8 protein-coding genes and 1 pseudogene are annotated in these 13704 nt (G+C 39.0%); 3 read left to right on the plus strand and 6 right to left on the minus strand.

Features of this window, described 5'->3' with window-relative positions; all coding sequences use genetic code 11:
- Position 1: 1 nt before the first annotated feature.
- The 4 genes and pseudogenes from D0T60_RS11355 to D0T60_RS11370 all read right to left on the minus strand — a co-directional run bounded on the left by D0T60_RS11355 (position 2) and on the right by D0T60_RS11370 (position 7875).
- Positions 2 to 3391 (minus strand): TonB-dependent receptor, encoded by a 3390-nt coding sequence (locus tag D0T60_RS11355; protein ID WP_163218276.1) that lies wholly within the window; start codon positions 3389 to 3391, stop codon positions 2 to 4.
- Between the two features lie 442 nt (positions 3392 to 3833).
- Positions 3834 to 4850, minus strand: coding sequence for a FecR family protein (locus D0T60_RS11360; RefSeq protein WP_163218277.1), 1017 nt, complete (start codon positions 4848 to 4850; stop codon positions 3834 to 3836).
- Between the two features lie 227 nt (positions 4851 to 5077).
- A pseudogene (locus D0T60_RS11365) lies at positions 5078 to 5629 on the minus strand (RNA polymerase sigma-70 factor); the annotation flags it as partial.
- 20 nt (positions 5630 to 5649) lie between these two features.
- Positions 5650 to 7875 carry a GH92 family glycosyl hydrolase gene (locus D0T60_RS11370; protein WP_163218279.1) on the minus strand — a complete coding sequence of 742 codons (2226 nt, stop codon included), beginning with the start codon at positions 7873 to 7875 and terminating at the stop codon, positions 5650 to 5652.
- A gap of 274 nt (positions 7876 to 8149) precedes the next feature.
- On the opposite strand from D0T60_RS11370, the gene D0T60_RS11375 reads away from it, so the two are divergent.
- Entirely contained in the window at positions 8150 to 8701 is a 552-nt protein-coding gene (locus tag D0T60_RS11375; RefSeq protein WP_163218280.1) for a hypothetical protein, read from the plus strand.
- Positions 8702 to 8767: 66 nt separating this feature from the next.
- Here the strand turns inward: D0T60_RS11375 and D0T60_RS11380 are convergent, their stop codons facing one another.
- Positions 8768 to 9013, minus strand: a complete 246-nt coding sequence (locus D0T60_RS11380) for an RNA-binding protein (protein WP_163218281.1) — start codon at positions 9011 to 9013, stop codon at positions 8768 to 8770.
- 433 nt (positions 9014 to 9446) lie between these two features.
- Here D0T60_RS11380 and D0T60_RS11385 point away from each other — a divergent pair, with 433 nt between their 5' ends.
- Both D0T60_RS11385 and D0T60_RS11390 read left to right on the plus strand, forming a co-directional pair.
- Entirely contained in the window at positions 9447 to 10883 is a 1437-nt protein-coding gene (locus tag D0T60_RS11385) for a hypothetical protein (protein WP_163218282.1), read from the plus strand.
- A 55-nt stretch (positions 10884 to 10938) separates the two neighbouring features.
- A complete protein-coding gene (locus D0T60_RS11390; RefSeq protein WP_163218283.1) occupies positions 10939 to 12597 on the plus strand; it encodes an OmpP1/FadL family transporter in 1659 nt (552 codons plus the stop codon).
- 85 nt (positions 12598 to 12682) lie between these two features.
- On the opposite strand, the gene D0T60_RS11395 is transcribed toward D0T60_RS11390, so the two are convergent.
- Entirely contained in the window at positions 12683 to 13669 is a 987-nt protein-coding gene (locus D0T60_RS11395) for a Gfo/Idh/MocA family protein (RefSeq protein WP_163218284.1), read from the minus strand.
- Between the last annotated feature and the right edge of the window lie 35 nt (positions 13670 to 13704).

Here is a 13704-nt window from a genome sequence, read left to right on the forward strand (position 1 = left end):
ATTAAAATTTAACGCTCAAACTGAAACCAATATTGCGTAAAGCAGGCATCATAAAGTAGTCAATTCCTTGATAGAAATTATCGGTTGAAGCAATATTCTCCGGATCGAAAGGAGCTTTGTTATAGATCATCCATAGGTTGCGACCAATCAGAGAAAGCTTTACATCACAAATGTTATATAACATTTTTCGTGGGAAGGTATAACCAAAAGAAACTTCTTGTAAACGAACATTGGTAGCCGAATAAGTATAGTATTGAGGAACAGAAGTTCCACTACCTATTACACTATACCATGTTTGAGGATTGATTTGGTCATTACCATTTATACTAATGTAACCTTGTTCGCGTGCATTAGCCGATGCTTCTGATACTCCGTAGTAATCGAGCATAGCTTGTGTACGAGAGAATACCACTCCACCTAAGCGAGCCGAAATAAGGAATCCCGCATTGAAATTGTTCCAGCTGAAATTATTTCGCCATGCCAGGTTGGCTTTAGGCAACACACTACCTAATTTAATGTAGTTATCTGCATTTTGAATAGTCTGCGTAGAAGGTTGTCCGTTGGCATCTACCAAGATATTTCCTTGGTCATCTCGTTTCAAGTCTATAAAGGAGTAAATGTCACCCATTGTTCCACCTTCTTTCAGCAAGAAACGAGTTTCTCCTAAACCACCTACATTCAACGTATTTAAAGAGAAAGTTTCGCCGGTTACCGGGTTCACAGCATTATTAGCTAACTTCAGAATCTTGTTTTTGTTGGTAGAGAAAGTAAAGCCACTATCCCATGTAAAGCCTTTCCAAGTGTTTTTATAACCTAAAGACAATTCAACTCCCGAATTTCGTACGGCTCCGGTTTGAACATACATACTTGAATTTCCACTAACAGCTAACTGTGGATCAAATGTTTGGTTCTTAGTTTTGGCATTGTAATAAGTAACATCCAGATTGAAATCTTTCAGGAAGCGCAGCGATAAACCTATTTCCCAGGAATTCGTACGTTCGGGTTTCAGATTATACAAAGGATATTGAGTGGTAATACTCCATTGTTTTGTACTTTCATTCCATTCATATCGTGGATTGGCTAAATGTCTGGCAAAGGGACTACCTACAGAAGCCCATGAACCGCGAACTTTCATAAAAGATAAAAGATCTTTGTTTAACTCGGGCATCAATTCGGATAATATAACAGAGCCACCAAAAGAAGGATAGAAGAATGATGAATTAGCAGAATTAGGACCAGCCAATTGAGAAGCCCAATCATTACGTCCGGTTACTGTTAGGTAATAAGTGTTTTTATAGCCAAGTTCGGCCGAAGCAAAGATAGACTGTGTTTGCTCTCTCCAACCATCTTGTATAGGCTTTGTTTTGCTTGTGCTTAGGTTTTGAACAGCAAAAAAATTGGTTAAACCTACCGGTTCATCGTCGCCAAAGTTTTTACTACCATCGGCAATCGGACCACGTACCTTCAAAGCATCCATGCGAACATCGGAGTAAGAAGTACCAATATTGGCTTGTAAAGACCAAAATTCTCCAAAGTTTTTATTAATATTCACAAGGAAATCGGCATATAGTTGTTTATCCTGAGTTTTGGTGATACCATATAAACCGCGTTCAGAATATTCTGTAACTTGCGTATTGCTGGATGCATAAAATTTTTCGGTATAATCGTTATTAGAATTGTCTACACGCACACGGCCGGATGCACTCAACCAATCCAAAATTTGATAACTTAGGCTTGTTCCTAACATGTAACGATCTTTTTTGTTTACACGCATGTTGCGGTGATTTATCCAGTAAGGATTTTGCATGGCCATACCTTCGTCGCCTACCGGCCAGTACTGAGTATTGATTTTACGTGCAGGATCATAACGCTCGTACATGCGAATGTCTTCCCAATCATTGCCTCGGGGGAATAGGTAAGCACCTACCAATGGGTTGTTGTATGAGCCTTGATTGGTCATGTTACGATCGTCTTGTACAATATAACTTGCGCTCATATCCAACATCATTTTGTCTTTTAAGAAAGAAGTGGTGTTTCGAACGGTGAAGTTATAACGGTTGTATTTATTATTAGGTGTAATACCTACAGAGTTTACAACTGCTGCCGATGCGTATGTTTGATTCTTTTCTGTACCAGTAGCTAATGACACTGTTTCTGTAGCAATAACGCCTGTTTGGAAATAATCGTCTTTCGGATTGTAGTTGTAGTTGTTGGCACTTGTGAGACGAGAACCCCAGCTTAATGCCCCTGTAGGACTTAATACACCCTCGGAGCCTGTTCCGTAGCGATTCTGAAATTGAGGCATTATAAACGGGCTGGTGAATTCTGTATTACTGGTTACAGTGAGGCTAAGTTTTCCTTCCTGTCCTTTTTTAGTAGTAATAATAATGGCACCATTGGCAGCTTCCGAACCATATAAGGCTGCTGCTGCGGCCCCTGTAAGTACTGTCATTGATTCTATATCTTCCGGGTTGATATCTGCGATAGGTTCAGAAGCTCCTTGCGAATTGAACTCTGTACTCCCTGCCGAATTACGTCCGAAGAAGATGGGTATACCATCGATTACATAAAGAGCGTTTGAGGTTTGCATGATGGATTTTGTACCACGCATTACTACTTTTGATACACCTCCCACACCCGATGAAGAAGTATTGATATTTACACCGGCTACTTTACCACTCAAAGAATTTACAAAGTTTACATCTTTATTTGTAGTAATATCGTCGGTTTTCACCTGTTGCACATTATAAGAAAGTGCTTTTTCTGCGCGCTTAATACCCAGTGCAGTTACTACCACTTCATCGATAAGCTGTGTGTCATCTTTCAGGGTTACATTAATAACGCTTTGAGCGCCTATGGTAATCTCTTGCTTTTTATACCCGATGTAAGAGAAGACAAGTACCTGCCCAGTGCCGGAAACGGCTAATTTATATTCTCCATTTAAGTTAGTAATGGTTCCTTTTTCAGTGCCTTTTACTTGCACACTTGCCCCGATGATGGGTTCGCCCTGAGAGTCTTTTACAGTTCCTGACACATTACGTTCCTGATTAATGAGTTTGGTGCTCTCGTTAGCTTTTCCCTCCGACAGATAAACAATGTTATCTTCCACCTTGTAAGAAATGTTTTTTCCCTTCAGTAATGTGTTTAAAACTACTTCCAAAGAAGCATCTTTCATTTTAATCGGCTCTACAGTGATAGCTGATAATTTATCACTATAAAAGAACTGATACTTAGATTGGTTTTGAATTTGTTTAATAACTGTTCCTAAATTGGCACGGGGAGTTGATAAAGTCAACTGCGCCATTGACAAGTGGAAAGGAACTAAGATAAACAAAAAAATCAGTAGTGTCCGAAACAAATTCGGCCTTCGACAAGATTGATTGTTTTCCATACTTTCAATTTAATGAGTTTTTCATACTTTTTATTAAATCCCTAAAAGGAAACGTCGACAATTTCCTTTTCTAATAAAACAATGCTCCTTTCGGAAACACTTAGTCGGATTCCAACTTTTTTAATAAAAATAGGCAGTATGAAGAAAAAACAGGAGTATTTTCCATAAATGTGTTGCTTTTCATAGGATTTCATTGTTTTATAAAGATAATATCAACTAACCGATTTTACCCAATCTTCGTTGAACAAATTTTCCTTGCAGTATATTTTTGATTGCTTTAGCCAGATTTTGCTACGGCCGTAACAAGATTTTGCCACGGCCGTAACGAGAATCTGCCGCGGCCGCAACAAAAACTTGCCACGGCCGTGACAAAACTTAGCTGCGGCCGTAGCAAAACTTGGTATAAAGACTTGAATTGTACTTAGTGTCGAATTCGATTTATCTAATCGTTTTCTGGAGAGATAAATATATTGTTTCCATCTATTCGGTAGTTAATAGGTATGGAGTTTTTCAGAGATTTTAGTACAGATTCTATGGCACTTTTTCGTTTCAATACCCCCGAATAGGTGATGTCTAAACGTATATCCGGCGAGAGAGTAATCTTCACTTGATAGAATCTTTCCAGTGTTTTTGCAATGCTTAATATATTGGCTTGTTCAAAAGGTATCAGCTCGTTTCTCCACACAGCATCCAATTTGGTATCTACCTGTTTTACGGTTAGTTTTCCGTTATTTCTATTTAGTTCGGCTCTTTGCCCGGGAGAAAGGGTAATCATTCCTTCGCTGTTATTTCCTCTGACTTCGATTTCTCCTTCTATCAGGCTGGCTTCTGCCACGTTTTGTAACAGGTCGTTTTTCATATTAAAAATGGTACCCAATACTTTTACAGTCAATGCTTCTCCGTGTACAATGAAAGGCTTTTCTGCATTTTTAGCTACTTCAAAGTAGGCTTCTCCTTCCATATATACCTGGCGCTCTTTATTGGTAAACGCGCGTGGGTAACGTAGAGTGGTAGCATTGTTAATCCAAACTTTGCTGCCGTCGGGCAGTATAATTTCTTTGGCTGTATTCTCGGTATTTGTTTCCACTATCAGGTCATTTGCTGGATTGGTGGTATGAAACCAATACCCCAATCCGCTAACTATAACCATGATTGCAGCAATGGAGGCTGCGTATTGCATCCACCTTTTTATATGTATTTGCTTCTTCTTGATAGTTGCCTCTTCTTTTTCAATTTGTTGGAAAAGTCTTCTTTCGGCACGGTCCATTCGTTTCGTGTCTAAGTATGAATCGAATTTACCTAACTGATAAATTTCTTCCATTTCGAATAATGCTCGCGCATTTTCTTCTTTTTCATTTATCCAATGGTTAATTTCTGCATATTCTTGTTCGGAACACTCTCCGGTGATGAATTTGCGCAGCATATTATCGTCTATTTCTTTCATTGTCTTTTCTTTCATTGTATCTAAAACAACTCAATTTGCAGAAACACTTACTTAGAGCCAGTTTAAATTTTCCACAGAATAATTATTATAGGATGCTTTCGTTTTTTCTTTCGTACTCTTTTTGTCTGTTTCTTCTCTTTTTGCGGTTCAAATAGCCCGCTATTCTCACCTTAAAAAGAAAACAAACACCCTAAAAATAGCACAAAATAAAAGAACGAGCAAAATTTAAACAGGCTCTTAAATATAAAAAATAAAAGAAAAGTGAGCCATAAGTGTCCTAACTTACTGCGCAAGAGTTTAAGAGCTTTGTATATATGAGCCTCAACGGTTCGTAACGATACTCCCAATACATCTGCTATCTCTTTATTTTTCATATCGTGCAGATAGCTTAACTTGAATACTTCCTTACACTTATCGGGTAATTCGTTGATGGCGCTGTAAATTTCCTGTCTTAATTCTCTGTCTTCTATTCTTTTTATAATTTCATTACTTTCGTGTGGTTGATAAAACTCCGCACGCTTTTGGTTGATTTCTTCCATAGCACTGGAGTATTTCTCTTTAATGGCACGGTGTTTCAGCACATTGAGCGAGCGGGTATAAACCGCCCGATATAGAAAGGCTTGTATTTGGTCGCCTATTTCCATGGAGTCTTTACGTTTCCATAACTCAACAAATACATCTTGCACAACGTCTTCTGCCTCTTCATCGCCAATCAAACGTGTGGCGTAGAAAAGCAGGTTAGGGTAGTATCTTCGAAATAAGGCTTTATATGTGCTATCAAAATCGTTGTTCATTCAGATTCTCTTAACATTGCTCAATACCATACCGGGCCGGGAACTTCTCCCATATCAAACTCCAGGGTAGAACCATTCATAATTTGCTCATGGGTAATGTAACTTTTATGATAAGGTTCACCATTTAGTTTAACGGACTGAATATACATGTTTTTTTTGGAAACTCCGTATGCAAGCACCGTAAATATTTTGCCGTTAGCCAAATGCAGGTTGGTTTTTGCGAAAAGCGGTGTACCTATTTCATATTTTCCGCTCACAGGGTTCACCGGATAAAATCCCATCGCACTGAAAATATACCAGGCAGACATCTGGCCGCAATCTTCGTTTCCACAAAGCCCGGCTGGGGTGTTCAGGTATAACTCATGCATTACTTTGGCTGCATATTTTTGTGTTTTCCAAGGTTGGTTTATGGCATTAAAGAGGTATATAACATGATGACTGGGTTCGTTTCCGTGCGCATATTGTCCAATCATACCTGTGCTGAAAATAGGGAGTTCACTTTGATCTGTCGGGTCGTAAGTAAACATGCTGTCTAACTTTTGGGTAAAGGGTTCGGTGCCTCCTGCTAATGAAATAAGGCCGTCTATATCATGTTGAACCGACCAGAAATACTGCCATCCGTTACTTTCGGTAATGTAATGCGTGTAATCGTCGGGGTTGAAGTTAGGAATAAAGACTCCTTTTTCATCGCGCGGCTGCATAAATGTGGTAACAGGATTATATACATTCCGATAGTTTTGAGCTCTCCGATAAAATTCCTCTGCAATATCTTCTTTACCCATTTGCTCCGCCATTCTTGCAATGCAATAATCATCATAAGCATATTCTAATGTTTTAGATAATGACCAGTTTTCTGTATTATAAGAATCATTGAGGTTGGAAGGCACATATCCCAGTTTTTTGTATTCGCCAATTTCCCGATAGTTATCAATGTTGGCAGTAGCTACACAGGCAGCTAAAGCTTTCTCCGGGTCGAAGTTTCCAATTCCTTTCAGGTAAGCATCAACGATTACAGGAACGGAATGATACCCAATCATCATATCTGTTTCGCTTGCATAGAAGTTCCATACAGGCAAACGCCCGTTTTGCTCATAAAAAGCGATGAAAGATTCCACCATGTCATTCACTCTTTCGGGCACGGTATAAGTAAATAAAGGATGCGAGGCGCGATAAGTATCCCATAAAGAGAAGGTGCTGTAATTGGTCCAATTGTTTGCCTGATGTATCTTTTTATCCGGTCCATAATAAGAGCCGTCTACATCATTGTAAATGGTTGGGGCAAGCATCGAGTGGTAGAGCGCAGTGTAAAAGTTTACTTTGCTATCCTGATCGGTTGTTTCGATCTCTATTTTTCCCAGTTCTTTATTCCAATGAGATTGGGTAGAAGCCAGGTATTTATCGAAATCGTTTTCGGGAACTTCGGCATTCAGATTTCTGGCCGCTCCTTCCATGCTTACGCCGGATATACCCGTGTTTACGAGTATTTGTTCATTCTCTTCGGTGGAAAAATCAAAACGTACGATGTAGCCGGTTCCCGGTTTTTTTCCTTTTTGTGTAATGCTGGTAGTGTCTTGTGTCACTTTAGCAAAGGGTTTGGAAAAGCGGGTATGGAAGAAAATACGTTGGTTTCGTGCCCATCCGTCAGAGAAACGATAACCGCGAATGGTTACAGAGTCTAATACTTCCATGTATGAATCTTGCGTAAAATCCCAGTTCATCGCCTTTTTAAGATTCAGGAAAATTGCAGCTTCTGCTTTGGGGAAAGTGTATCGTTGAATACCACAACGCTCGGTAGCAGTAAGTTCTACATTAATATTATAATCGGTTAACCTGACTTGGTAATATCCGGCCGAGGCTTTTTCATCGTCGTGAGAAAATTTGGAGTGAATACCCAAAGGAGCTTTTGCCTCTTTATAGGGCAAGGTAACAGGCATGAACGAAATATCATATAAATCTCCTGCACCCGTTCCGGAAAGGTGGGTGTGACTGAATCCGGCAATGGTGCTATCCGGGTAGAAGTAGCCGGCAATGCGATCCCAACCGGGCAAGCCATTATCCGGACTGAGCTGCACCATTCCAAAAGGAGCTTGTGCCCCGGGGTAGGTGTTTCCGGTATAATCGGTTCCGATGAATGGGTTTACATATTGGGTATAGTTTATTTCTGTTTTAGGTTGTTTGTTGGGTGTACAGGAAATTAGGAATAAAAGTCCCGCAAATACAAAAGATACGAACAAAGGCTTTTTCATGATAACTTATTTTTGAGTATAACAACTCAAAGATGAGGAATACTGTAGAGGTTAACAAAAAAAGTTGTTTTTATTTTCTATATTTCCTCGTATAAATAGAATGAACACAGAGCCACAAAAGGCACAAAGAAAGAATATAAACTCTGTATCTTTGTGGCTCTGTGTTCATTAATTATTTTTTTTATTCAACTCGTTTATAAATCATTCTTTTTATGTAAGTTTGTGCACTTAGAGCACCTAAAACTACTTATATAATATGAGAACCTTTATTTTATTGATTTCTTTGTTTTTACCTTTTACGCTTTTTGCTCAGTCGATAGATGGCTTTGGCGGTTTTAAGTTTGGAACTAAACAAAAGAAAATATGTGAAACTTCCTGGGTAAAAAATAACATTAAAGATAAAAGAGGTGGAGAGATTGAACTGCATATTTTTGTCAGCCCATTACAGCTTGATGCTCAGGAATATGATCTTTGTGTTTATCAGTTTCATCAAAACAAACTCTATGGCGGAATAATGGCACAAACGTTTGCTACCCAAGAAGATTTATTGAAAGCACTTGATGGCTTAAAAGATTCATTGAAAGTGGATTGCAGAGAAGAAACACCTGCTATGCCTTCAATTATTAAAGAATATTATTTCCGAGATTCCCGCAAAAATGAGTTAACTGCTCAGGCAGTGAAAGAAAGAAAACGATTTATTCTTAGGCTCCACTATTTTTCTTACAAGCTAACTACTAAGAAGAATGAAGCGGAAGAAAAAAGAAGGCAAGAAGAATGGAATAAACCTATGGATGGGGAAGCAGATGTACGAGATATAGATGAATAACAGGCAAACTCCATAAAAAAAGCCGACCTATTGGCCGGCTTCTCTTATCTTTTGAATAAGATTTTTTTAGTTTCTAGGAAGAGATTCCTTCACTACCATCGGACGACCTGAGTACTCAGCACCGTTCAATTCCTTAATAGCTCTATTAGCTTCGTCATCATTCGGCATTTCAACAAAAGCAAAACCTTTTGATCTGTTTGTTGCACGATCCATGATTAACTTCACAGAATCTACCATTCCGTAATCTTCCATTACTTCTCTTAAATCTGATTCCCTAACTCTGTAGTTAAGGTTTCCAATGTAAATGTTCATAAATACAAAAAAATAAATAATTAATAAATAAGCAAAAAGTTTAAGAAGTTCGTAAAATCAGAGATGGAAATTCTCAGGTGATAATCACACAGGAGTAGATACATGAAAGAATTTTAGAGCAATGTAAACTTCTGATTGCTTTTGCAAAGGAAGTTATTCTTTTTGATAATTCCATGCAATTGCCCGGATTTAAATGAAAAAAGTTCTTTTTTATGAAAAAAGCTCGGTAATTAACAATTTATCAGGGTATTGTTGATCTCTCTGAAATGTAATGATAAAGTTGTATAAGTGAATCAATATATCTAAAAGCGGCTATTTTAATAGGGAAATCCCTAACATCATTTGGGGAAAATCTTCCTTTTGAGCTAATATCCTTTATTATCTTTGTATTGTGAAAAAGTGAATAATAAAAACCACTAAACCCAATATAGCCATGAAAAAAATATTTTTCTTATTAATGTTGGTCATGGGTCTTCCATACTTGGTAACGGCTCAGAATTACGATGATGATCTTTATTACACCCCTTCCAAAGATAAAAAGGAAAAGAAACAGGAAAAGGTTACTCCTGCACAGAGAGAGGTAGCACCTGTTAAGAGAAGCAATACAGAAACGATAACTGTTTACTCTCGTAATAATGATTTCCCCACAATTGTAGTTGAGGATAGAAAAGGAAATAAAACCAATATCAGAGATGTAGATGAATATAATCGCAGATACGATGATATTCAAAACGATATTACATTTGATCGTGATACCATAACCATTATGCAAAGAGGAAACAACTTTGTAAATGGAGAGTGGGTAGATGGTTTTGAAGGTTCTCAGGAAGATTACGAATATGCAAAAAGAATTATTCGTTTCAATAATCCGCGTTATGCAGTTCATATAAGTAGCCCATACTATTGGGATATTGTTTATGGAGCCGATGCCTGGAGATGGAATGTATATTCCGACGGTATTTATGCGTATGCTTTCCCACGTTTCAACAACCCATTATGGTGGGATTGGAATATGAACTCATGGGGTTGGGGCTGGAACAGCTGGCATAGCCCGTGGTATGGTGGAGGCTGGTACGCCGGTTGGGGCGGAGGTTACTGGGGTGGCTATTGGGGACACCACTGGGGACATCATCACCATCATTGGGGTTACAACGACTATTGGGGGTATCCCGGTGGCGGAGGCGGCTCTTGGGGATATCATAGACCAACGGCATATACGAATAGACGATCTGTTCGCAACTATAGTGCTAATAGAGCAAATTCAGGAAGAAGATCGGACGTCCGTTCCTCTTCTACAAGAAGCTCTTCGGCAAGAAATGTTACAACTGGTAGAACATCTTCTACACGTTCAAGCGGAACTTCTGTAAATTCTAACCGTTCGAGCGTGAGCAGAGATGGGCAGAGAAGTACTTCAAGAGTAGTAGGAACTCGTTCTTCTAATTCTACAGTAACACGCCCAAGTACAGGAGCAAGTAGAACTGAGAGTACAGGAACATATACTCGTCCGGCTACCGGAAGTTCAAATAGATCATCTTCTGTAGGAAGTAGCCGTTCGTCTTCTTCTAACTCGCAGAGTTATTCAACGGGAAGCAGTAGAAGTTCTTCTTCCAGAAGTTATTCAACAGGAAGCAGTCGCTCTTCTTCATCACGTTCATATACTCCAAGCAGTAGCAGCAGTTCGGGCTCATCCAGATCCAGTAGCTATACACCGAGCAGTAGCAGTAGCTATTCCGGCTCTAACAGTTCTTCTTATTCATCAGGTAGCAGTAGCAGCCGATCTTCTTCTGGTAGTTCTTACAGCTCTGGTGGAGGTAGCAGCCGCTCCAGTTCCAGCGGAGGTGGTGGAAGTAGCCGAAGCGGTCGTCGATAGAACTAAACAGTATGTTTATTTGTTGTTAAATTTAGAATTTTAAATTGCAAAGTTTATGAAGAAGATAATAACTCTAACTGCGTTTGCCACACTAATCTCTATAGGTATGTATGCGCAAACTATGTATGATGCCACTAAGATAGCAAGTAGAGATTTAACCGGAACAGCCCGTTTTGTAGGCATGGGAGGTGCCATGGGTGCTTTGGGTGGCGATATTTCTACTATGGGAGTAAATCCGGCGGGTATCGGTATTTATAGAAGTAATGATGTGGCTATGACAATGAGTTACGGTATTAATAGTGTGAATAGCAAATATCAGGGCACTTCATCCGAGAATGAAAAGAATCGCTTCTCTTTTGATAATATAGGTTTTGTGTTTTCTTCTCCTATTGGCGATTACACTTCATTACGATATGTGAATTTTGGGTTTAATTATCAGCGTTCAAAGTCATTTTATAAGAACATGTCGATGAATGGTGTAATGAATATGGCAGGGCTATCGCAAACTTGGCAAATAGCTAATCAGGCGTATGGAGCTTCTCCGGATAAATTAGGAGAGTCTTATTCTTTCGAAAATTCTTCTTTAGGATGGCTGTCTATTCTTGGATGGGAAGGTTTTATGCTTAATGGTGGTTTCCTGAATAATGATGATGAATATGAATATGCATCCCCTCTTCCACAGAATGAATTAGGTGCTATGGTTTTTGATTCCAAAGAATCCGGAGGAATAGATAAATACGACTTCAATCTTTCATTTAACTTTAATGATCGTTTTTATTTAGGATTCACAATTGGTGCATACGATGTAGATTATAAAAAGCATTCCTGGTATGAGGAGATATATACTCCAAAAACAGGCTATGACCTAAATAGCTGGAATAGAATTGATGGTTCGGGATTTGATGTAAAATTAGGAATGATTGTTCGCCCGTTTGAAACATCGCCTTTGCGTATAGGATTTGCTGTACATACACCTACCTTTTATAAGCTTACCTATACAACCAGTGCTCAAATAGCTTCAAATATGTATGCAAAACTTGATAATGAAGGACTTATCGAAGAAGTTAGTCCTTATAAAGAAGGGGACTTTGATAGCTATGAAGAAGGATTCCTTAACTCTTATGATGATTTGGGAGCTGATATGAAATATGACTTCAAACTGAATACTCCTTGGGTTATTAATGCAAGTCTTGGTTATACAATAGGTAAAGGTCTTGCTTTAGGAGCTGAATATGAGTATGAAGATTACTCGACAATGAAGTATAAAGACGCAGATGGATATAAAATGGATTATGAAGTAGATGCTACTAAAGCCATGGCAAAGGCTGTACATACTTTCCGTTTGGGAGCAGAGTACAAACTCGTTCCACAGTTTGCTTTACGTGCCGGGTATAATTATTCTACAACTGCTTTTGATAAAAAGGCTTGGAAATCTCTTCCACAGAATTCTATCCATACCGATACTGACTATGCTAATGTAAACAGCATAAGTAACTATACTTTTGGCTTTGGTTATCGAGGTGAGAATTTTTATATGGACATGGCTTATAAATATAATCATTATAATGAAGATTTTTATGCATTCCATGATAATGATCGTTTGGGTGTGGATGATAGAAACTTCTTGAATCCTATTAATCAAAACCAATTAGCCGCCACCAAAGTTAAAAACAACAGGCACCAGCTAATGCTTACCTTAGGTATTCGCTTTTAAACGAAACTGTTTCCATTGCAATATATTTTTTTTATGTGTGTGTAAAAATCCCTGGAAGCTTAACGGCAACCGGGGATTTTTTTTCTTAGATTTTCCCTAAGATTTTATCCATTACCCAATTGGTAGTGGTGGCACTTTCGCCATCACAGGTACAGATGGATTTGCCGAGAAGATGATCTACAACGGCCTGAATAAGCGGTTGCTGTACATGCTCGGGGTTGGCAATTACAATTTCTTCTCTTCCTTTTTCAGTATGAAGAATAATCGGATCATACGTAAATACGGAGAAACTGATGGAGCCTTTATCGCCGATGATCTGAATGCGGTCTTCCTTAGCAGAATCATGGGCTACGAAGCACCAAGAACCGGAGCCTACCAGCCCATTGTCGAATTGGAAGCATGCGCTTAACGTGTCTTCCACTTCATATAACTTTCCTTGGTTGGATTTGTATCCGCTTGCTTCCAATACGTATCCGAACATGTCTTGCAGCAAATCTATCTGGTGGGGGGCAAGGTCATAGAAGTATCCTCCTCCTGCGATGTCTGCTTGTACACGCCACGGAAGGTTATCTCGGTTATAATCAAGCTCGCGGGGAGGTTGGGCAAAGCGGATTTGTACATTAATAACATTGCCGATGGTACCATCAGTGGCCAGTTCCTTTACTTTTTGGAAATAAGGAAGATATCTTCGATAATAAGCCACAAAGCATCTTGCACCGGTTTCTGTCGCAATTCGATTAATACGGGTACATTCTTCGTATGTTACAGCCATTGGCTTTTCTACATATACATCTTTCCCTGCTTTCATAGCCATAATGGCGTAAGTGGCATGAGAGGAGGGAGGAGTGGCAATGTATACCGCATTTACTTCGGGATCATCTACCAAGTCCAACGCGTCGTCATACCATTTGGGTATGCCCATTTTTTCGGCGTATGCTTTGGCTTTAGCGCCGTCTCTACTCATTACGGCTACTACCTCCGAGTGTTCTATCTTTTGAAATGCAGGTCCACTTTTTTGTACGGTTACATCACCGCAACCAATAAACCCCCATTTGATAACTTTTTCGCTCATGATTTTTGTGCTTTAAATAATAAAATTTAGTGTGC

This window comes from Bacteroides sp. 224 (genome assembly GCF_010500995.1).
GTDB lineage: Bacteria > Bacteroidota > Bacteroidia > Bacteroidales > Bacteroidaceae > Bacteroides.